We start from the raw sequence: 20,728 nt of genomic DNA, 5'->3' as shown, positions 1-20,728 counted from the left end.
CGGGTGCGCTGTGCGGCGTCGCACCGGGGTGTCCGGCCCCCCGGGTCCTGCTCTCCTGCACGCTGGGGTGCGTGAGGACGCAGAGCCGAGCGAATCCTACGGGAGGCACAAGTGAGAATCCGGTTCCTGCGTGCCCTCGGACACCGGCCCGTGGACCCCGGGCGGCTCCCGCCGTCCGTGCACGACGACGGCGGGGCGCCCTCCGTGAGGAGGGCGCCCCGCCGTGAGGTGGGTGCCCGGCCGTCCGGCGGCTCCGCGCTCAGGCGCCGCGGGAGGGGGCGACGTCGTCGGAGCCCTGGTTGCCGGTGCCCTGCGTGCGCACCGGCTCCCAGCCGCGCCTGACCGGGGCGGCGGAGACCGAGGCCTCGCGGGTGCGGTAGACGACGTAGGGGCGCGTCACGTAGCCGACCGGAGCCGAGACGACGTGGACGAGGCGCGTGAAGGGCCAGACCGCGAAGAGCAGGAAGGCCGCCACGACGTGCAGCTTGAAGGCGAGCGGCACATCCGCCATGAGCGCCGTGTCCGGGTGGAAGGACAGGACCGAGCGCAGCCAGGGGCTGATCGTCTCGCGGTAGTCGTAGCCGCCGTGGAGGCCGCCCATGAGCTGCGTCGTGATCGTCGCCCACGAGCCCAGGAGGATCGGGACGAGGAGGAAGCAGTACATGACCTTGTCGTTGCGGTTCGTGGCGAAGCGCACCGACTTCACGACGAAGCGGCGGTACAGCAGGCCCGCGAGGCCCACGAGGGTCATGAGGCCGGCGATCGAGCCCGGGATCATGGCCATGAGGTGGTAGACGTGCTCCGGGATCCCGACGGCCTCGGTCCAGGTCTTCGGGATGAGCAGGCCCATGACGTGACCGAGGGCCACGAAGATGATGCCGAAGTGGAACAGCGGGCTCGCCCAGCGCAGGATCGCCGACTCGTTCCACTGCGAGGAGCGGCTCGTCCAGCCGAACTGGTCCGTGCGGTAGCGCCAGACCAGCCCGACGACGAGCAGGGCGAGGGACGCGTAGGGCAGCGCCGTCCACAGGACGGCGGACTCGAAGGTGCTCATGAGCGGGTCTCCTGGGTGGCGGCCGCCGGAGCGAGCCCGGTGAGGGCGCTCCGGACGGGGAGGGTCGGGAAGGGCAGGGTGTCGGTGACGCCGACGGTCTCCGTGGGCGGTCCGGCCGCGACGAGGGCGCGGATGCGGTCCGCGGTGGCCCCGTCGATCTCCGGCAGCGTCATCGAGACGGCCTCGACGAGGTCCGTGTAGGGGCTGTGCGCGTCCGTGAGGGCGGCGCGCAGCACCTCGATGCCCTCACGGTGCGAGGACAGGAGGACGTCGGCGATCTCGTCGCCGGAGCGGGCCGAGAGCTCGAGGACGACGGGCAGGTAGTCCGGCAGCTCGTCGTTCGTCATCTCCCAGCCGGCGGCCGCGAGGGCCTCCTTGAAGGCGAGGATCGCGGAGCCGCGCTGCCGGGTGTCGCCCACCGCGTAGTAGGTGAGGTACAGGCAGCAGCGCCGACGCCGGTCGAAGGTCTCGACGTAGTGCTCGGCCAGCCCGCGGGGCCCCAGGTCGCGGGCTGCTGCGATGAAGCGGCGCAGCACGGCGGCCACGGGCTCCGGGGGCGCGTCCGGGCCCGCGAGGGCGGCCTCGGAGGCGTCGAGCCGGTCCGTGACCGTCCCCTCCTCGGGGTAGTCCAGGAGGAGGGAGGCGATCATGTGGGTCGTCGCCCGCTGGGCCGAGGTGACGGCCACGGGCTCGGGGGCGGCGAGCACGCGCGGGGCGCGCACGAAGGTGGTCATGCCAGGCCCCCGCCGCTGGAGCCGACCCCCGCCAGGCCCGGGCCGGCGGCCGGCACCGGGTCGTGGCGCACGGAGGGCATCGGCAGGGCGACGCGTCCCGTGCCGGACTGGCCGTGGAAGGAGGCGACGTCGGCGGTGTGGCAGGCCTCGGGGGCGCCGTCGCCGAGCAGGGTGCGCACGTCCTCGCCCATGGCCTCCATGCCGCGGGGCACCTCGGGCTTGTTGGTCGGGATGACGTAGCGGTCGTCGTACTTGGCGATGGCGAGGAGGCGGTACATGGCCTCGAGCCTCTCGCCGGTGGTGCCGACGGACGCGGCGATCGCCGGGTCGGGCTCGTTGCCGAGGTTGACGTCGCGCATGTGGGAGCGCATGGCGGCCAGGCGGCGCAGCGACTTCTCGACGGGGTTGGTGTCCCCGGCGGTGAACAGGCCGGCGAGGTACTCCAGCGGGATGCGCATGTCGGAGACGGCGGAGAGGAGGACGCGGTGGTCCTCGGCGTCCATGCCGGCCGCGGCGACCTCGTCGACGACGGGGGACAGCGGCGGGATGTACCAGACCATCGGCATGGTGCGGTACTCGGGGTGCAGCGGCAGGGCGACCTCGTAGGTCTGGATGAGGTCCCACAGGGGGGACTCCTGCGCGGCGGTGATCCAGGTCTCCGGGACGCCCTCGGCGCGGGCGGAGGCGATGACCTCCGGGTCGCGCGGGTCGAGCAGGATCTCGCGCTGGGCCATGTAGAGGTCCTGGGGGTCCTCGACGGCGGCGGCCTGGGAGACGCGGTCGGCGTCGTAGAGGAGGACGCCGAGGTAGCGCAGGCGACCGACGCAGGTCTCGGAGCAGACGGTCGGCTGGCCGACCTCGAGGCGCGGGTAGCACAGGGTGCACTTCTCGGCCTTGCCGGTCGTGTGGTTGAAGTAGACCTTCTTGTAGGGGCAGGCGGAGACGCACATGCGCCAGCCACGGCAGCGGTCCTGGTCCACGAGGACGATGCCGTCCTCGGCGCGCTTGTACATGGCGCCGCTCGGGCAGGCCGAGACGCAGGTGGGGTTGAGGCAGTGCTCGCAGATGCGCGGCAGGTAGAACATGAAGGTCTGGTCGATCTGGGTGCGGACCTTCTCGTTCATGCCGGCGAGGACCGGGTCCTCGGCGAGGGTCTCCATGGAGCCGCCGAGGTCGTCGTCCCAGTTGGGGCCCCACTCGATCTTCGACATGTAGTCGCCGGTGAGCTGGCTCTTGGCGCGGGCCACGGGCAGCGCGGGGGAGTCCTTGGGGGCCGAGAGCAGCTTGTCGTACTCGTAGGTCCAGGGCTCGTAGTAGTCCTCGACGCCGGGCAGGTCCGGGTTGGCGAAGATGGTGGCGAGCTTGCGCAGGCGGCCGCCGCCGCGGGGGACGAGGCGCCCGTTCCTGGTGCGCCTCCACCCGCCCTTCCACTTGTCCTGGTCCTCCCACCCCTTGGGGTAGCCGACGCCGGGACGGGTCTCGACGTTGTTGAACCACATGTACTCGGTGCCCTCGCGGTTCGTCCACGCCTGCTTGCACGTGACGGAGCACGTGTGGCAGCCGATGCACTTGTCGAGGTTCATGATCATGCCGATCTGGGCCATCACCTTCATCAGAAGGTCACCTCCTGGTTGACGCGGCGGCGGATGAGCGTGACCTCGTCACGGTTGTTTCCGGTCGGGCCGATGTAGTTGAACGCGTAGGACAGCTGGGCGTAGCCGCCCGCGAAGTGGCTGGGCTTGAGCACGATGCGCGTGAGCGAGTTGTGCGTGCCGCCGCGGCGGCCGGACTCCTCGGTGAGCGGGGTGTTCATCGTGCGCTCCTGGGCGTGGTGCATGAAGACCATGCCCTCGGGGATGCGGTGGGAGACGATGGCGCGGGCCGCGACGTTGCCGTTGCGGTTGTAGGCCTCGACCCACTCGTTGTCGCGCACGCCGATCTTCTCGGCGTCCTGCGGGCTCATCCAGATGGTCTGACCGCCTCGGCCCAGCGTGAGCATGTGGAGGTTGTCGTAGTACTGGGAGTGGATGGCCCACTTGTTGTGCGCGGTGATGTACCGGACGGCGACCTGCGCGGTGCCGGCCCCGGACTGGGAGACCGTGCCGGGGGCCTGCTCGCCGTAGAGGCTCGCCAGGTCCAGCGGCGGGCGGAACTGCGGGAGGGACTCGCCCATGTCCCGCATCCAGTCGTGGTCGAGGTAGTAGTGCATACGGCCGGTGAGCGTGTGCCACGGCTTGTGGTGCTCGACGTTGACGACGAAGGCGCTGTAGCGGCGCCCGCCGTGCTCCGAGCCGGACCACTCCGGGGTGGTGATGACCGACTGCGGCTTGACCTGCGTGTCCGCGAAGGTGACCTGCTTGCCGGCCTCCTCCTCGCTCAGCTCGACGAGCTCGGTGCCGGTGCGCTTGGACAGCGTGCCCCAGCCCTGGGTGGCGAGTCGGCCGTTGGTGGCGCCGGACATGTGCATGACGGCGTCGCCGGCCTTGATGGGGGTGTCGATGAGCGGGCGGTCCTCGCCCGCGCCGGTGCCGGTCCCGTGGGCGCGGCGCAGCTTCTCCATCTCCTTGTCGGCCACCAGCATGATGCCCTTGGCGGGGATCCCGGGGGTCTCCACGAGCGGGCCGACGGTGTTGAACTTGTTGAGGACCTGCGTGTAGTCGCGCTCGATGGGGACGAGCTTGGGCATCGTGACGCCCGGGACCCAGCCCTCGGGCAGGCCGCGCACGTCGCCGTGCGCCATGGTCATGGCGTCCGGGGTGTCGTGCGACAGCGGGGCGGCGACGACGTCGGTCTGGGTGCCGAGGTACGTCGGCACCCACTCCGAGACCATGCGCGCCAGCTGCTGGTAGATGTCGAAGTCGCTGCGCGCCTCCCACGGCGGGTTGATCGCCATGTTGAAGGAGTGGATGAAGGGGTGCATGTCCGTCGTCGACAGGTCGTACTTCTCGTACCAGGTCGCGGCGGGCAGGACGACGTCGGAGTGCAGCGTCGTGGAGGTGTTACGGAAGTCCGCGGTCCACATGAGGTCGAGCTTGCCCTGGGGGGCCTCGCGCCAGGTCATCGACGTGGGGCGGCGGTCCTCGGGGGTCTCGACGGCGTTGACGTCGTTGTCCGCACCCACCATGTGGCGCAGGAAGAACTCGGTGCCCTTGGCGGAGGAGCCCAGGAGGTTCGTGCGCCAGGAGGCGAGGATGCGCGGGAAGTTCTCCTCGGCGTCGGGGTCCTCGCAGGCGAAGCGCATCTCGCCCTTGCTCAGCTGGTCGACGACGTACTCGGCGGGCTTCATCCCGGCCTCGGCGGCCTGCTGGCCGAGGAGCAACGGGTTGCGGTTGAAGGTCGGGTAGGAGGGCATCCAGCCGCGCTTCATGGACTCGACCATGGTGTCCGCGGTGGACTTGCCCGTGAGGTCCCCGGCGCCCAGGGGTGAGGCGAGGCGGTCGGCGGGGGTGTCGTCGTAGCGCCACTGGCCCGTGGTGAGGTACCAGAAGGCGGTCGAGATCATCTGGCGGGCCGGGCGGGCCCAGTCCAGGGCGAAGGCGAACATGGACCACCCGGCGATCGGCCGGACCTTCTCCTGGCCGACGTAGTGGGCCCAGCCGCCGCCGTTGACGCCCTGCGTGCCGCACATGGAGGTGAGCGCGAGGATCGTCCGGTAGATCTCGTCGGCGTGGTAGTAGTGGTTGATCCCGGCGCCCATGACGACCTGGGAGCGGCCCTTGGACTCGACGGCGTTCTGCGCGAAGTCCCGGGCGACGCGGATGGCGGCGGGCCCGGCGACGCCGGTGATCTCGCTGGCCCAGGCGGGGGTGCCCGGGACCGTGGCGTCCTGGTAACCGGTCGGCCACTGCCCGGGCAGGCCCGGACGCTCGACCGCGTAGTTGGCGAGCAGGACGTCGTAGACGGTGGTGACGAGGCGGCCGTCCGCCAGGCGCGTGGCCGGGACGCCGCGGTGGACGACTCCTCCGCCGACGGAGCCCGTGGGGGTCTCGGAGGCGGGCAGGTCGAAGCGGGGGAGGAGCACCTCGGTGGGCAGCACCTCGCGCTCGCCGGAGAGGTCGTCGATGCTCATGATCGGGTCGACGCCCTCCATGAGGAGGTTCCACCTGCCCTCGCCCTCGGGCGTGAAGCGGTCGGCGAGGGTGCCGCCGGGGTCGGCGGGGCCGCGCTCGCGGTCCCAGACGAGGGGGCGGAAGGCGTTCTTGGGCGCGTCGGTCGCGACGCCGTCGACGCCGTCGGCGGTGATGAAGCGGCCGGGGACGTAGCCGCCCTCGGGGCGCTCGTCGAGCTCGATGAGGAAGGGCGCGTCGGTGTGACGGCGCATGTAGTCCAGGAAGTAGGGCTCGCGCCGGCCGACGTGGAACTCCTTGAGGATGACGTGGCCCATCGCCATGGCCAGCGCCCCGTCGGTGCCGGGGGCGACGCGCAGCCACTGGTCGGCGAACTTGGTGTTGTCCGCGTAGTCCGGGGAGACGGCGACGACCTTCTGGCCGTGGTAGCGGGCCTCGGTCATGAAGTGGGCGTCGGGGGTGCGGGTGACCGGGAGGTTCGAGCCCCACATGATGAGGAACTGCGAGTTGTACCAGTCGCCGGCCTCAGGGACGTCGGTCTGGTCGCCGAAGACCTGCGGGGAGGCCGGCGGCAGGTCCGCGTACCAGTCGTAGAAGGAGAGCATCGTGCCGCCGATGAGCTCGTGGAAGCGCGCGCCGGCGCCGTAGGAGAGCATCGACATGGCGGGGATGACGGAGAAGCCGGCGCAGCGGTCCGGGCCCCAGGTGCGGATGGTGTGGACGTAGGCGGCGGCGATGATGTCCATGGCCTCGTCCCAGCCGACGCGCACCATGCCGCCCTTGCCTCGGGCGGACTTGTAGGCGCGGGCGGTCTCGGGGTTCCCGGTGACCTCGGCCCAGGCGGCGACGGCGTCGCCGTCGTGACGGGCGCGGGCGTCGCGGAAGGCGTCCAGGAGGACGGAGCGCACGTAGGGGTACCGGATGCGCGTGGGGGAGTACGTGTACCAGGAGAAGGCGGCGCCGCGGGGGCAGCCGCGGGGCTCGTACTCCGGCATGTCCGGCCCGGTGGTCGGGTAGTCGGTGATCTGCTTCTCCCAGGTAATGACGCCGTCGGTGACGTACACCTCCCAGGCGCAGGAGCCCGTGCAGTTCACCCCGTGGGTGGAGTGGACCATCTTGTCGTGGCTCCAGCGGTGCCGGTAGAAGGTGTCGGCCTCGCGGCCGCCCTCGAGGAAGAGGCGGCGGCCGTCCTTGGAGGCCTTGCCCTTGCGGAGGTAGGAGCCCAGGGAGAACAAACAGGCCGGTGGCGTTCTCGACCGGGGTGTCGTCGGAGGGGACGAGGGGCTCGTGGACGGTGGTGCTCATCGAGGTCCTTCTCTCGTACGTGCGGTGGTGTGGTCGGTGGCGGCGGGACGGGTGACGGCCGGCGCGCCCCGCGCGGGGACGCGCCGGCCGGTGGGCTCAGCCGCGGAAGGGGGCGTTCGGACGGGCGAAGCGGATCCAGCAGACGACGGCGCACAGCGCGGAGTAGGCGGCGGAGATCCAGAACCAGGTGGCGGCGTCCATGGAGGACAGGGCGACGCCGACGAAGAACGGGCCGAAGCAGGCGATGGCGGCGGTGAAGCCGATGGCGCCGCCGGCCTGGGTCTTGGGCATGATCATCGGCATCTGCTTGAAGGTGCCGGCGTTGCCGATGCCCGCGAAGAAGAACATGAGGAGCATGGCCCACAGGAAGGGCGTGAACTGGCTCGGGTCGGTCGGGTGGAGGTAGAGGGCCGCCCAGCCGAGGGTGACGGCCATGCCGACGGCGGAGACGAAGGTCCACAGGCCCCCGGAGAGCTTGTCGCACAGCGGGCCCCAGGCGACGCGGACGATGGAGCCGATGAGGGGGCCGAGGAAGGCGTAGGTGGCGCCGAGCGGCAGGTCCTTGAAGCCGGCGGTCGCGAGCGAGGAGGAGGCGCCGAAGGTGTTGTTGATGAGGAGGCCGAACTGGGCGGAGAAGCCGGAGAAGAGACCGAAGGTGAGCACGTAGAGCATGGTCATGTACCACGTGTTCGGGTTGGAGAAGATGTCGATCTGCTGGCGGAAGTTCGCCTTGACCGGGACGTCCTTGAGGTAGGCGAAGGCGAGGATCGCGGCGAGGATCGTCCACGGCACGAAGAAGATCGCGGCGTTGTGGACGAAGATCGCCTCGTTGCCGGCCTGGCGCTGGGGGGCGATGAAGGTGATGCCGAGGAGCCCGAAGCCCATGAGCCAGGGACCGACGATCTGGATGATCGACATGCCCAGGTTGCCGATGCCGGCCTGGAGGTTGAGGGCCGTGCCCGACAGGCGCTTCGGGAAGAAGAAGCCGGTCGAGGGCATGTAGCCGGAGAAGGTGCCGCCGCCGATGCCGCACAGGAAGGACAGCAGGAGGAGGACGGCGTAGGGGGTGCTCGTGTCCTGGACGGCGAAGAACCAGCCGACCATGGGGATGAGGTAGAGCAGGGAGGAGATCCCGATGAGCTTGCGCGTGCCCATGGGGGCCGGGAGGAACATGTAGATGAGGCGGATGAGGCCGCCGGACAGGCCCGGCATGGCGGTGAGCCAGTAGAGCTGGCCCTTGGTGAGGTCGAAGCCGATGAGCTTGAGCTTCGGGGCGATGGCCGAGACGAGGAAGAAGACGCAGAAGGCGATGACCATGGAGAAGGTCGAGATGGCCAGGGTGCGCCAGGCGATCGTGGAGTCCCAGTGCTCCGGGTCCTCGGGGTTCCAGCCCTTGAGGACCTTCCCCGAGGTGTCGAGCGGGATCTCACTGCTCATGTGGTCTCCTGGTGAGTGTTGGGGTGCTGACGATGCGGTGGGCTCCGGACGGTCGCGCGTCGGTGCGTGGCGCGGTCCCGGATCCCGTTGGCGGCGCCGTCGGCGAGGCGGCCGACGGCGAGTGCTGGGCACATGATGCACGGGGTCGATGATCTCGATGACCACGGCGTGTTTCCCCTGGCAGGACGCGGGTTGCGGACCCTCGCATTTCTCACGGCTACCTGAGTTTTAAACAAGAGAGCACTTCGCTATTCGGCCGCGTCGCCGCCCGGGTAGCGTGACGCCCATGAGTCACTCCCACGAGCACGCCCACGGCGGCTCGGAGCGCGGTGCGGGCGACGGCGCCCGACCCGGCTCCCAGCCGAGCGCCGACGAGGTCGTCCAGAAGAGCCTGCAGCCCCTCGACCACGAGGTGCGCGGCGCCGTCATCACCGTCTCCGACCGCTGCGCCTCCGGTGCGCGCGAGGACCTCTCCGGCCCGCTCGCCATGCGCCTGCTCGCCGAGCACGGCGTCCTCGTCGAGGACTTCCAGGTGGTGCCCGACGGCGTCGAGTCCGTCTCCCAGGCGATCCGAGAGGCCGTCGCGGCGGGGGCGCGCGTCGTCCTCACGACCGGCGGCACCGGCGTCACGCCGCGCGACCTCACGCCCGAGGGCACCGCGCCGCTGCTCGAGACCCGTCTGGAGGGCCTCGAGGAGCAGGTGCGCTCCTACGGCCTGGCCAAGACGCCGCTCGCGGGGCTCTCCCGCGGGCTCGTGGGCGTCACCTCCCGCGACTCGGCGGGTGCGCTCGTCGTCAACGCGCCCGGTTCGCGCGGCGGGGTCAAGGACACCGTGGCCGTCATCGGTCCGCTCGTCCCGCACGTCCTCGAGCAGCTCGGCGGCGGTGACCACTGAGTCGTCGCGACACCGATCAGGAGCCGCCCCGCGCCCTCCGGCGCCGGGCGGCTCCGTCGTCCCTGCGGGTCTTGCGCGCGCCCCGTGCGCCCGGGTCCGGACCCGTGCGCACGGGGCGTCGTCGGGACGCACCCGCGTGCCAGCGGTATGAACGGTCCTCGTGTGCTCAGCGGGCGGACGCGCCGTCGGAAGGATCTCCGCCGGCACGCTCCCAGGCGTGCACGTCCTCCCAGGTGTCGAGGTCCAGTGAGGCGGTGCGGACGGCGTCCTCGGCGAGCTCGACGACGTCGAGGGCCCGCAGCGTCCGGTGCACGGCGACGTCCCGGAGGGGCTGCCCGCCCGGGGCGACGACGGCGGCCAGGCGCTCCGTGCGGTAGACGCCGAGGAGGTACTGCGTGTGCCGGTCCTCGCCCTGGCAGGAGACGGCGACGGCGCCGTCGCGCTCCCGGGCGTCGAGGGCCGCGGTGCGGAGCGGGGGCAGCGCCCGGTACGAGTCCGGGGCGTCGCAGGTGAGGACGGCGGTGAGCGGCGCTGGCCCGTCAGTGCCGTCGGCGTCGCCGACGAGCGCGAGGAGGCCGGCCGCGAGCCCGGCGACGGGACCGCCGAGCGGCGGGTCCTCGAGGGCGCGCAGGACGCCCGCGGGCAGCTCGACCTCCTCGGGCGCCACGACGACGACGCGGCCGAGCGGGAGCCCGCCGTCCGAGCCGTCGAGGCGGGAGAGGCCGTTGAGGACGTGGTCGAGCAGGCGCTCACCGCGCGCGACGACGTCGGGCTTGGAGGCGCCGCCGAGGCGCCGCCCCGTCCCGCCCGCGAGCACGACGACGTCGACGGCCCGGGACGCGTCGTCGGGGGAGGAGGGCCGCGTCGGAGCCGAGGCCTCAGACGGCGCCATCGGGACGGACCCAGTCGCCCGAGCGGCCGCCGGACTTCGCGGTCACCTTCGCCTCGCGCAGCGCCACCGAGCGGTCGACGCCCTTGACCATGTCGACGATCGCGAGGCCGGCGACGGTCGCGGCCGTGAGGGCCTCCATCTCCACGCCGGTTCGGTCCGCGGTGCGCACCGTCGTCTCGATCCGCACGCCCTCGTCCTCGACCGCGAGGTCGACCGAGCAGCCGTGGACGCCGATGACGTGGGCGAGCGGCAGCAGGTCCGGCACCTTCTTCGCCGCGGCGATGCCCGCGATCCGGGCCACCGCGAGGACGTCGCCCTTGGGGACGGTCCCGTCGCGCAGCGCGGCCACGATGCCCGGGGCGCAGGCGACGAAGGCTGTGGCGCTCGCGGTGCGCACGGTCGGCTGCTTCGCGGTCACGTCGACCATGCAGGCGGCGCCGGCGTCGTCGAGGTGGGTGAGGCGGGTCTGGGACGGGTCGGTCACGACGGTCTCCTGGGCGTGTCGGACGGGTCGGGCGGGTCAGACGGTCGGCTGCTCGGGCGCGCGCGGCGGCACGGGGGCGCTGGCGCGGACCGGCAGGTGCGCGCCGCCGGGTGCGGCGGGCGAGGCGAGCGCGATGAGGCCGACCTCGTCGCCCGGCTCGACGCTCGGCGTGTTCGCGGGGACGACGGCGAGGGCCTGGGCCGCCGGCAGCGAGGCGACGAGGTGCGAGCCCGAGCCGAGGCGGTGCGTCGGCGCCACCCAGCGGGTCACCCAGACGTCCTCGGGGGAGGCGTCCGTGCCCTCGGGCAGGTCCGCGGGCCGCTCGATGAGGCGCACCGGGATGTGCTGGCGGCGGTTGCCCGCCGTCCTCCAGGAGATGCCGGCTCGGGTGCGCACCGGCAGGGCGGCGCCCGCGCGGGCCGGGCTGAGGGCGGTGCCGGCGCCGTCGGTGGGGCCCGCGGCGGTGAGAGCGACACCGTCGTGCCCGTCGAGGCGAGCCAGGGCCGGGGCGACGATCGTCGTGAAGGAGACGAGGACGCTCACCGGGTTGCCCGGCAGCATGATGATCGGCACCTCGCGGCCGTCCGAGGCGCGCACGGTGCCGTGGCCCTGGGGCTTGCCCGGCTGCATGGCGACCTTGGAGAAGGCGAGGGCGACGCCGGCGCCCGCCTCGGAGCCCTCGCGGGAGGCGTCGGCGAGCATCTTGAGGGGGTCGAAGGCGCCGGCGGAGACGCCGCCCGAGGTGACGATGAGGTCCGCGCCGTCGGCCGCCTGCGCCAGGACCGCGGAGAGGGCCTCGGCGGTGTCGCCGGAGCGGGAGACGTTCGCGACGGTCTCGCCGTTCTCCTCGACGAGGCCGGCGATGAGGAGGCTGTTGGAGTCTGGGATCGCGCCGGTCGGCAGGGCCTCGCCCGGGTCGACGAGCTCGGCTCCCGTCGAGACGACGGCGACGCGCACCCGGGGAAGGACGCGCACGGTGCCGCGGCCGACGCTCGCCAGCGAGGAGACCGCGGTGGCGGACAGGACGGTCCCGGCGGCCATGACGGGGTCCCCGACGGCGACGTCCTCGCCCGCGTGACGGGTCGCGATCCCGACGGCGACCTCGGCCATGATCCCGACGCGCTCGGGCAGCGGGTGGTGGCCGGGCTCCTGGTCGGTGTCCTCGACCTTGACGACGGCGTCGGCGCCCTCGGGCAGCATCGCGCCGGTCATGATGCGCTGCGCCGTGCCGGGGGCCAGGGGCTCCGGGGCGACGCCCGCGGGGACGTCGCCGGCGACGGGCAGGAGGACCGGGTGCTCCGGGGAGGCTCCGGCGGTCTCGGCGGCGCGCACGGCGTAGCCGTCCATCGAGGAGTTCGTCCACGGCGGGACCGGGAGCGCGGCGGTGACGTCCTCGGCGAGGACGAGGCCGTGGGCGCGCGCGAGCGGCACCTCGACGGGCTCGAGCGGGGTGAGGGAGGCCAGCACCTCGGCGACGTAGTCCTCCAGCGGCAGCAGCTCGGGCATCGGGTCCCTTCCTCGGTCAGTGGTCATCGCGCTCCGACGAGCGGCGGCGGTCCTCGGCCGCCGTGGGGCGCGGGCGGCGGGGCGCCGCACTCAGGGGCCCATCATGCCCGCCGTCCGGGCGTGCGCGACGTCCGCCCTGCCGGGAGGGGCCGGTGGGTCCGGTGGAGGTCCGGGTGGCGGCGGGCCGGGCGGCGCGCCGGTGACGTCGTCGCGGACGTCTCGGGCGCGTGGCTGTCACGGCGCTGCCTGTACGTGTAGCGTCGCGGGGCACCCGCACCGCGACCAGGAGGACAGCCCGTGAGCGACCAGTCAGCCGGAGGCGAGAGCGCGCGCGTCGTGCGCGCCGAGGTGACGAGCGAGCCCGTGAGCGTCGCCGAGCTCGCCGCCGCCGTCGAGGACCGGGCCGCCGGCGCCGTCCTCAGCTTCGACGGCGTCGTCCGCGACCACGACGGCGGGCGCGGCGTCATCGGCCTCACCTACTCCTCGCACCCCAGCGCCGACGAGATCGTCCGGACCATCGCGCAGGAGGTCGCCGCCAGGCCGGGTCTGCGGGCCGTCGCCGTCGTCCACCGGGTGGGCGACCTGCGCATCGGGGAGACCGCGCTCGGCGTCGCCGTGAGCGCCGACCACCGGGCCCCCGCCTTCGACGCGCTGCGCGAGACCGTCGAGGAGGTCAAGAAGCGCCTGCCGATCTGGAAGCACCAGCTCTTCGAGGACGGCTCCAAGGAGTGGTCGAACATCGCCTGACCCCCTGCGCCGTCGACCGGCAATGCATCGCTCGACCGCCTGATTTCTGGAAATCAGACGGTCGAGCGACGCATTGACGGTCGAGCAGCGGGAGGTGCGGGCTCAGCCGCCCGCAAAAGGCGGGAGGACGTCGACCCGCACGCCGTCGGCGAGCGGCGTCAGCGAGTCCGGCGGCGTCGACAGGGCGCCCACGAGGTAGCTCGAGACCCCGATGACCTTCGCCATCGCCAGACCGCGCCCGGCCAGCTGCTCGCGCAGCGCCGCCAGCGTCGTGCCCTCGGCGACGTCGAGGCGCTCCTCGGTTCGGCCGGCGGCCTCGGCCGCGGCGGCGAAGTAGTGGATCTCGACCGAGATCGTCCCGGCGGAGGACTCAGTGCTCAACGGGGCTCCTAGCTCGAAGCAGGTGGATGGGGGAGTGGTGACGCGGACGGCGCCCCGCGCGGTCCGGCAACCGGTGCCGCACGGCGATCGGCGGGCTCAGCCGCCGATCGCGGACATCGTGCGGGACGGGCGGACGAAGCCGTCCGGCGCCTCCCACGGCTCGTCCGTGCCGTGCCCGAGCGGCTTGTGCCAGGTGGCGCCCGCCCAGATCCGGATGAGCTCGTCATCCGTGGCGCCGGCCCGCATCGGCCCGCGCAGGTCCGTCTCCGTCGAGGAGAACAGGCACGTCATCAGCCGCCCGTCCGCGGTGACGCGGGTGCGGTCGCAGTCCTCGCAGAAGGGGGCCGTCACCGAGGCGATGACGCCGACGCGGCCGGCCGGGTGCTCGTTCCCCCAGCGGTCGGTGCCCGCGGCGACGTCCCACAGGGCCGCGGGACGGCGGTCGGGGCGGCCCATCTCCGTCAGCTCGTAGCCCGCCGCGGCCAGCGACTCCAGCACGTCCGCGACGCCGACGACGTCCTCGGGGCGCCACGACTCGCGCGGACCGAGCGGCATGTGCTCGATGAAGCGCAGGTGCCAGCCGCGGCGCAGGCACTCGCCGAGCAGCTCGGGGGCGCGCCGCTCCACCGTCCCCGGCATGGCGACGGCGTTGACCTTGATCGGGTCCAGGCCCGCCGCCTGGGCGCCGGCGACGCCGCGCAGGACGTCGTCGAAGCGGTCACGCCTCGTGGCGCGGGCGTACTCGACGGGGTCGAGGGTGTCGATGGAGACGTTGACGCGGGCGAGGCCCGCGGCGCGCAGACCCGCCGCGCGCTTGTCGAGGCCCAGACCGTTCGTCGTCACGCCGACGTCGGGGGCCTCGCCGGTGCGGCGGGTGCGCAGCGAGGCGACGGCGGCGACGATGTCCTCGAGGTCGCGGCGCATGAGGGGCTCGCCGCCGGTGAGGCGGATCCTCTCGACGCCGAGGCGCTCGACGGCGATGCGGGCGAGACGGCCCAGCTCCTCGACCGTGAGGAGGGACTCGCTCGGGAGCCACTCGAGGCCCTCGGCGGGCATGCAGTACGTGCAGCGCAGGTTGCAGCGGTCCGTGACGGACAGACGCAGGTCGCGCACCGTCCGCCCGAGGCGGTCGGTGAGGCGGTCGGGGACGGCGCCGTCCGCCGTCGTCGGGACCTCAGGGACCTGGTCTGGGGACCAGGGGGCGGCGACGGCGTCGCGGCGCAGCGGCGCCGGCAGCGCCACGGGGGCGGTGCGCGGGGTCCTGGTGCGGACGTCGGTGGAGGTCATGGGGCGAGGATAACCGGACGCCCGTCCCGCGCCACGGGCGGGGACGGGCGTCCGGTGGACACTCGTGGGGCTCAGGCCACGCGGAGGATCTCGACGCGGGCGAAGCCGTCCTCCTGCTCCAGCAGGGTGTGCTGGAAGGTGAAGGGCAGCTGGTCGATCTGCGCGAGGAGCGGGGTGGGGACGTGCGGGGCGACGAGGTCGAAGCCCTCGCCCACGTTGAGGGAGGAGGCGGCGCCGATGACGGCGGCGTGACGCAGGCGGTGCGGGATCTCGCGGGCGTCGAGGGTGAGGCGACCGGAGTCGTGCTCGCCGCAGGTGCAGCCGCCGGAGTTCTTCTCCTGGATCGGGATGAGGTTCGGGTTCTCGCTCATTGAGGTTCCTCTCGTCTGCGGGGGCCCGCGCTTGGAACGCGGCCGGTGGTGGGCGGGCCTCCTCGACGTCCGACGTGAGGCGGAGCGCGTCGTGAGAGCATTGCCCGGTACATGAGTACTTTATTACGGTTGATCTTGTGAAAAACAGAGGGGTGCGTGTGTTGAAGAGCGCAGAGGTCCCTACGACCCGCGTCTGGCCCCGGCTCATCTGCCTCCTCCTCGGCGCCGCCTGCCTCCTCGCCGGCCTCGACGCCGCCCTCCTGCGAGTCGACATGCCCTCGCCCGTGAGCGGCGCCGAGCTCTCCGACCTCCATGGCCCCCTCATGCTCGTCGGCTTCCTCGGCACCGTCATCGCCCTCGAGCGCGCCGTCGCCGCCCGCGCCCCCTGGGCCTTCCTCGCGCCGCTGGGCTCCGCCCTCGGCTGCCTCCTGCTCCTGGCCGGCGCCCCCGCGCTCCTCGGCCGCGTCGTCGTCCTCGCCGGTGCCCTCGCCCTGTGCGGGATCTACGTCGCCGTCCACCGGCGCGCCCCCTCCGTCGCCGGGGACGTCGAGTCCCTCGGCGCCATCGCCCTGGCCCTCGGCGACCTGCAGTGGCTCGCCGCCGGCACCACGGGCGCTGACGCCGCGCAGGCGGTGCCCGCCGCCGTGCCGCTCTGGCTCCTCTTCCCCGTCCTCACCATCGTGGGGGAGCGGCTCGAGCTCGCCCGCGTCGCCTTCCTCGGCGACGGCGTCGAGGGCACCGTCCGGGGCCTGTCCGTGCTCGCGCTCCTGGCCGCCTGCCTCCTGCCCGTCACCGCCGCCGCGCACCTCCTCCTCGGGCCCGCGCTCCTCGCGCTCGCCGTCGTCATGGCCTACTACGACGTCGCCCGGCGCACAGTCCGCTCCACCGGCGGCCCGCGCTTCATGGCGGCGTCGATGCTGGCCGGCTACGTCTGGCTCGCCCTCGCCGGCGTCGTGTGGACCCTCGAGGGCATCGACGGCGGCACCGGGACCGCCTACGAGATCGTCATCCACTGCCTCGCCCTGGGCTACGCCTTCTCCATGATCCTGGCGCACGCCCCGACGATCGTCCCGGCCATCGTCCACCGGCGCCTGCCCTACCACCCGCTCATGTGGTTGCCCTACGCCCTGCTCCACCTCAGCCTCGCCGCCCGCGTCATCGGCCTCACCGTCGGCGCCGTCGGACCGTGGCAGACGGGCGGGGCCCTCGGCGTCGCCGCGATCCTCGTCTTCCTCGCCATCGTCGTCGTCAGCGCCCTGGCTGCCGGCTCCATCAGGAGGTCCTGACCCGTGTCCATCACCGTCGCCGTCCCCGGACGACCCGGCCGCCCGGGCGAGCAGCCCGCCTCGGCCAAGACCGGGCCCGGAGCGGGCTTCGCCACCCCCGGCACCCAGCGCCTGCCCGCCCAGCGTCACACCCGCCGCAACACCCAGGTCCGGCGCAACGCCGTCGTCCTCGCCTGGGTCGTCGCAGCCGCCGTCCTCGCGCTCCTCGTCCTCGCCGGGCCGCTCGCGAGCCTGGGCCAGTGGCTCCCGCTGCACACCCTCCTGCTCGGCGGCATCGGCGCGGCCATCACCATCTGGTCGGCGCACTTCGCCGACACGCTCCTGCACCGTCCGGCCCTCGGCGGCGCGGCCCTCCTCGACGCCCGCCTCTACGCGCACAGCGCCGGCAGCCTCCTCGTCCTCATCGGCATCACCGCCGGCCGGCAGGTCCTCGCGATGGTCGGCGTCACCGTCGTCATGCTCGCCGCGCTCGCCGGCGTCCTCGCGATCGGCGTCCAGTACCGGCGCGCCGTCGCCCCGCGCCTGGCCGCGCTCGCGATCCACTACGCCGTCGCCCTGCTCCTCCTCGCCGTGGGCGCGACGCTCGGCTACCTCACGAGCTGGGCGGAGACCAAGGGCGCCGTCCGGCTCGCCGACGTCCTCTACGTCTCCCACACGATGACGATGCTCCTCGGCTTCGTCGGCACCACCGTGCTCGGCACCCTCACCGTGCTCTGGCCGACGATGCTGCGCACCAAGATGGAGCCCGAGGCGACCCGCTGGACCACCCGCGGACTGCCCGTCATCGTCGTCGGCACCGTCCTGCTCGCCTGCTCGGGACTGTGGGCGCCGCTCGCCGCGATCGGCGCCCTCGTCTACCTCGCCGGCGCCTGCGGCGTCGTCGTCCCCGCGCTCAGGACCGCCCGGCGCGTCCCGCCGACCTCCTTCGCCTCCGCCTCCGCGGCCGCCGCCGTCGCCTGGTTCCTCGCCTGCGTCGTGAGGATCGGCGTCGGGATCGCACTCGCCGGCGAGGCCTCCGGGGCCCGCGACGTCATCCACGGCGTGCGCGTCGCCCTCGGGGCCGGCTTCGCCCTCCAGGTCCTCGCCGCGGCCCTGTCCTACCTCACGCCCGTCATGCTCGGAGGCGGCCCGGCCACCACGCGCGCGACGAACGCGATCATGGACCGAGCCGCCGCCTACCGCGTCACGGCGACGAACGCCTGCCTCCTGCTCGCCGTGCTGCCCTTCCTCAAGTGGCCCGTGCGCGCCACGGCAGCCCTCGTCGCCGGTGCCGTCGCCTGCTACGTCCTCGTCGGCATGGGGCTGTCGGGCCGCGAGCTCGTCCGCCGCTCCCGGAGGAAGGACGACGACGTCGTCGCCGTCACCATCCCCGTCGGCCCGCCGCAGGGCGCCACGGGCGGCACGATGCTGCCCGTCGGCGGGCTCTCGCCGCGAGCCGGGGCGCCCGTGGGCGGGCCCGCCGTCGGCGCGCCGGGCGCCCGGCCGGTCGTGGGCCAGCGCATCATCCCCACCGCTCGCCCCGGCGGCGCCGCCGCGAGCATGCCGCTGGCGGACCTCGCCCGCCTCGCGCAGGCCGGTGCGGGACCGTCCGCACCTGAAGCACCCGCGGCACCCACCTCGACGTCCGATGGGGCCGACCACCCCGCAGCCCTCTCCACCCGCCCCGCCGACGGCGACGACGCCGCCCCGCAGGACGCGACCACCTCCACCGAGGAGCCCACTGATGAGTGACACGAACAAGCCCACCGAGCCCCAGGACCAGTCGCAGGTACAGCAGGCGGGCACGCCCACCCCGCGCGCGGCCCGCCACGGCGCCGTCACCTCCGGCACCGCCCCCGCGGTCGGCCGCGGGCGGGCCGCCGCCTCCGCGCAGGACACCGAGGCCGCCCGCAAGGCCGCCCGCGCCACCGACCGCCGCGGCGCCCTCATGGGCCTCGTCACCGCCGGGGCGGCCGTCGTCGTCGGCTCCGCCTACGCCGCCCACGAGAACGGCGGCACCTCGACCACTGGCTCCAGCGCGAGCGGCTCGAGCGGCGTCACCGCCACCGGGCGGACCGTCCGCCAGACGATCACCGTCGACGGCATGCGCTTCGTCCCGGCGACCGTCTCCGTCGAGGTCGGCGACCGTCTGGTCCTCACCCTCGACAACACCGCCGACCAGGTCCACGACCTCGTCCTCGACGTCGACGGCACCACCGTCACCACCGGCCGCGTCGCCGCCGGGGCCAGCGCGAGCGTCGACGCCGGCGTCATCCCCGGGCCCGTCGAGGGCTGGTGCTCCATCGCCGGGCACCGTGCCCAGGGCATGGTCCTCCACGTCACCGCCTCCGGCGCGAGCGCCGCCGCCTCGGCCACGGACTCGGCCTCCGCGTCGGCCACAGGATCCGACGCCGTCCCCGACCTCTCCGCGGCGCTCCCCGACGGCTTCACACCGTGGGACGCCGCCCTCGCCCCGGCCCCCGCGGGCACGACCCACTCCGAGACCTTCACCGTCACCGAGGTCCAGGGCGCCTACGTCGGCGCCGGCGTCACGCAGACCCGCTGGACCTACAACGGCACGGCCCCCGGCCCGGTCCTGCGCGGGCACGTCGGCGACACCTTCGAGATCACCCTCGTCAACGAGGGCGAGATGAGCCACTCGATCGACTTCCACGCCGGCATCGTGTCCCCGGACGAGGCCATGCGGTCGATCGACCCGGGCGCGAGCCTCGTGTACCGCTTCACCGCGCAGCACTCGGGGATCTGGCTCTACCACTGCTCGACCGCGCCCATGAGCGAGCACCTGGCCGCCGGCATGTACGGCGCCGTCATCATCGACCCCGACGGCCTGGCCGACGTCGACCGCGAGTACCTCCTCATCCAGTCCGAGACCTACCTCGGCCCCGAGGGCGGCGCACCGGACACCGCGAAGATCGCCGCCAAGACGCCGGACCTCATGAGCTTCAACGGCGTCGCCTTCCAGTACGCCCTCGAGCCCCTGCCCGCCAAGGCAGGGGAGCGGGTGCGCTTCTGGGTGCTCGACGCCGGCCCCTCCCTGCCGAGCTCCTTCCACGTCGTCGGGCTCCAGTTCGACACCGTCTTCTCCGAGGGCGCCTACCTGCTCGGCGGCCCCGACGACCTCGGACGCGCCTGGCACGGAGGCTCGCAGGCTCTCGCGCTGCAGCCCGCGCAGGGTGGCTTCGTCGAGGCCGAGGTGCCCGCGGCCGGCAGCTACTCGATCGTCACCCACGCCTTCGCCGACATGGAGAAGGGCGCCAAGGGGATCCTCAAGGCGAGCGACTGAGCCCGGCGGGCCGCCGTCTCAGGGGGGCGTCCGGGAGCCCGTGAGCCCGGAGGGCCTGAGAACGCACGAGGGGCGCGGACCGTGATGGTCCGCGCCCCTCGCGCGTGATCCGGTGGCCTCAGGCCCTCGCCGGCTCGTCGGCGACGAGGACGTGACAGCCGTCGGCCACGAGCGGCACGACGGACAGGCGGGTCCGGGGGCCGGCGTCGTTGGCCGGGTTGAGCGCACGGCCCTGCTCCGCCAGCACCTCGTTGAGGAATCCCTCGTGCATGAGGCAGACGAGCGGGTGCGGGACGCGGTCCTTCGTGACCAGCGGGCATGCCTTGAGGATGATCTCCTGGCCGGTCACGTCCGGGGCGAAGCCCATTGTCGACAGGTCCGGCAGGAGCGCGGTCGCGCGCGTGAGCGCGTCCGGGGAGGCGACCGTCGCCGCGTCGCCCTCCGCGAGGGGCGTCAGCTGCGCCCAGCGGCGGCCGATGTCGCGGGCGAGGGCCTGGGCCTGCGGTCCCGTGCCGATCGTGTCGACGATGGCGTCGAGGAGGGTGAGGTAGGAGTCGAGGACCTGGGTGGGGTCCGGGGCGGTCGAGGCGTAGCGCAGGGCGGGGCGACCGCGGCGGCCGGTCGGCTTGGTGGAGACCTCGACGAAGCCGGCCTCGACGAGGGCGTCGAGGTGCTCGCGCACCGTGTTGTGGTGCAGGTCGAGGCTCTCGGCGACGTCGGCGGCCGTCATCGGCTCGTCGGCCGACTCGATGGTCTCGAGGACCCTGCGGCGCGCCACCGACAGGTCCGAGCGGGCCGAGAGGTCCGCCCAGGACGGGCGCGGGAGTCGCGTGGGGGCGTCTGGCATGCCACCAGACTAACCTTTGTCACGTCGTCGGACTGGAAAAAGGTCCCAGAACGCGCGGTGAGCACCGTCATCGCGCGACTTCGAGCGTCGGAATTGTCACGGAACCGGCATCGTCCCGGCGCCCGGAGCCCCACGTGCGCGGTGCTCCCGGT

The 20,728-nt window shown here is 73.4% G+C and carries 17 protein-coding genes; 5 read left to right on the top strand and 12 right to left on the bottom strand.

Annotated elements, in window-relative coordinates; all coding sequences use genetic code 11:
* Nucleotides 1-259: 259 nt before the first annotated feature.
* From narI to AXF14_RS01310, 5 genes are all read right to left on the bottom strand, one after another.
* Nucleotides 260-1,054, bottom strand: coding sequence for a respiratory nitrate reductase subunit gamma (gene narI, locus AXF14_RS01330; protein ID WP_067939413.1), 795 nt, complete (start codon nucleotides 1,052-1,054; stop codon nucleotides 260-262).
* Complete coding sequence (gene narJ, locus AXF14_RS01325) at nucleotides 1,051-1,788, bottom strand: nitrate reductase molybdenum cofactor assembly chaperone (protein WP_067939410.1); 738 nt, start codon at nucleotides 1,786-1,788, stop codon at nucleotides 1,051-1,053. Before narJ ends, narI begins: the two co-directional genes overlap by 4 nt.
* A complete protein-coding gene (gene narH / locus AXF14_RS01320; RefSeq protein ID WP_067939406.1) occupies nucleotides 1,785-3,401 on the bottom strand; it encodes a nitrate reductase subunit beta in 1,617 nt (538 codons plus the stop codon). The genes narJ and narH overlap by 4 nt, the downstream gene beginning before the upstream one ends.
* Nucleotides 3,401-7,090 (bottom strand): nitrate reductase subunit alpha, encoded by a 3,690-nt coding sequence (locus AXF14_RS01315; RefSeq protein WP_067939403.1) that lies wholly within the window; start codon nucleotides 7,088-7,090, stop codon nucleotides 3,401-3,403. The genes narH and AXF14_RS01315 overlap by 1 nt, the downstream gene beginning before the upstream one ends.
* Before the next feature lie 166 nt (nucleotides 7,091-7,256).
* Nucleotides 7,257-8,597: a nitrate/nitrite transporter gene (locus AXF14_RS01310; protein ID WP_084355260.1), complete on the bottom strand. Its 1,341-nt coding sequence runs from the start codon at nucleotides 8,595-8,597 to the stop codon at nucleotides 7,257-7,259.
* Nucleotides 8,598-8,883: 286 nt separating this feature from the next.
* Between AXF14_RS01310 and AXF14_RS01305 the strand changes: the two genes are divergently transcribed.
* The gene (locus tag AXF14_RS01305) at nucleotides 8,884-9,492 is read left to right on the top strand and encodes a MogA/MoaB family molybdenum cofactor biosynthesis protein (RefSeq protein ID WP_084355259.1); all 609 of its coding nucleotides are present in this window, start codon (nucleotides 8,884-8,886) and stop codon (nucleotides 9,490-9,492) included.
* 166 nt (nucleotides 9,493-9,658) lie between these two features.
* Here AXF14_RS01305 and mobA read toward each other — a convergent pair whose 3' ends face one another.
* The 3 genes from mobA to AXF14_RS01290 all read right to left on the bottom strand — a co-directional run bounded on the left by mobA (nucleotide 9,659) and on the right by AXF14_RS01290 (nucleotide 12,374).
* Nucleotides 9,659-10,384 (bottom strand): molybdenum cofactor guanylyltransferase, encoded by a 726-nt coding sequence (gene mobA, locus AXF14_RS01300; RefSeq protein WP_067939400.1) that lies wholly within the window; start codon nucleotides 10,382-10,384, stop codon nucleotides 9,659-9,661.
* Nucleotides 10,371-10,811 carry a cyclic pyranopterin monophosphate synthase MoaC gene (moaC, locus tag AXF14_RS01295; RefSeq protein ID WP_236756104.1) on the bottom strand — a complete coding sequence of 147 codons (441 nt, stop codon included), beginning with the start codon at nucleotides 10,809-10,811 and terminating at the stop codon, nucleotides 10,371-10,373. Before moaC ends, mobA begins: the two co-directional genes overlap by 14 nt.
* A 93-nt stretch (nucleotides 10,812-10,904) precedes the next feature.
* Nucleotides 10,905-12,374, bottom strand: coding sequence for a molybdopterin molybdotransferase MoeA (locus AXF14_RS01290; protein WP_084355258.1), 1,470 nt, complete (start codon nucleotides 12,372-12,374; stop codon nucleotides 10,905-10,907).
* 297 nt (nucleotides 12,375-12,671) lie between these two features.
* Between AXF14_RS01290 and AXF14_RS01285 the strand changes: the two genes are divergently transcribed.
* Nucleotides 12,672-13,121 carry a molybdenum cofactor biosynthesis protein MoaE gene (locus AXF14_RS01285; protein ID WP_067939391.1) on the top strand — a complete coding sequence of 150 codons (450 nt, stop codon included), beginning with the start codon at nucleotides 12,672-12,674 and terminating at the stop codon, nucleotides 13,119-13,121.
* 102 nt (nucleotides 13,122-13,223) lie between these two features.
* Here the strand turns inward: AXF14_RS01285 and AXF14_RS01280 are convergent, their stop codons facing one another.
* The 3 genes from AXF14_RS01280 to AXF14_RS01270 all read right to left on the bottom strand — a co-directional run bounded on the left by AXF14_RS01280 (nucleotide 13,224) and on the right by AXF14_RS01270 (nucleotide 15,160).
* A complete protein-coding gene (locus AXF14_RS01280; protein ID WP_067939388.1) occupies nucleotides 13,224-13,502 on the bottom strand; it encodes a MoaD/ThiS family protein in 279 nt (92 codons plus the stop codon).
* A gap of 96 nt (nucleotides 13,503-13,598) precedes the next feature.
* Nucleotides 13,599-14,789 carry a GTP 3',8-cyclase MoaA gene (gene moaA, locus AXF14_RS01275; RefSeq protein WP_084355257.1) on the bottom strand — a complete coding sequence of 397 codons (1,191 nt, stop codon included), beginning with the start codon at nucleotides 14,787-14,789 and terminating at the stop codon, nucleotides 13,599-13,601.
* 71 nt (nucleotides 14,790-14,860) lie between these two features.
* Nucleotides 14,861-15,160 (bottom strand): DUF2249 domain-containing protein, encoded by a 300-nt coding sequence (locus AXF14_RS01270; protein WP_067939379.1) that lies wholly within the window; start codon nucleotides 15,158-15,160, stop codon nucleotides 14,861-14,863.
* A 161-nt stretch (nucleotides 15,161-15,321) separates the two neighbouring features.
* Here AXF14_RS01270 and AXF14_RS01265 point away from each other — a divergent pair, with 161 nt between their 5' ends.
* From AXF14_RS01265 to AXF14_RS01255, 3 genes are read left to right on the top strand one after another with little or no spacing between them, the layout of a single operon-like run.
* Nucleotides 15,322-16,446, top strand: a complete 1,125-nt coding sequence (locus AXF14_RS01265; protein WP_236755808.1) for a hypothetical protein — start codon at nucleotides 15,322-15,324, stop codon at nucleotides 16,444-16,446.
* 3 nt (nucleotides 16,447-16,449) lie between these two features.
* Nucleotides 16,450-18,177, top strand: coding sequence for a hypothetical protein (locus AXF14_RS01260; protein ID WP_236755805.1), 1,728 nt, complete (start codon nucleotides 16,450-16,452; stop codon nucleotides 18,175-18,177).
* Entirely contained in the window at nucleotides 18,170-19,729 is a 1,560-nt protein-coding gene (locus AXF14_RS01255) for a multicopper oxidase domain-containing protein (protein WP_067939372.1), read from the top strand. Before AXF14_RS01260 ends, AXF14_RS01255 begins: the two co-directional genes overlap by 8 nt.
* A gap of 118 nt (nucleotides 19,730-19,847) precedes the next feature.
* On the opposite strand, the gene AXF14_RS01250 is transcribed toward AXF14_RS01255, so the two are convergent.
* Nucleotides 19,848-20,576 carry a helix-turn-helix transcriptional regulator gene (locus AXF14_RS01250; protein WP_067939367.1) on the bottom strand — a complete coding sequence of 243 codons (729 nt, stop codon included), beginning with the start codon at nucleotides 20,574-20,576 and terminating at the stop codon, nucleotides 19,848-19,850.
* Between the last annotated feature and the right edge of the window lie 152 nt (nucleotides 20,577-20,728).

Origin of the sequence: Actinomyces radicidentis (assembly GCF_001553565.1) — a bacterium.
GTDB classification, from domain to species: domain Bacteria; phylum Actinomycetota; class Actinomycetes; order Actinomycetales; family Actinomycetaceae; genus Actinomyces; species Actinomyces radicidentis.
The sequence above is the reverse complement of the archived record's forward strand: the minus strand, read 5'-3'. Positions and strand labels throughout refer to the sequence as shown.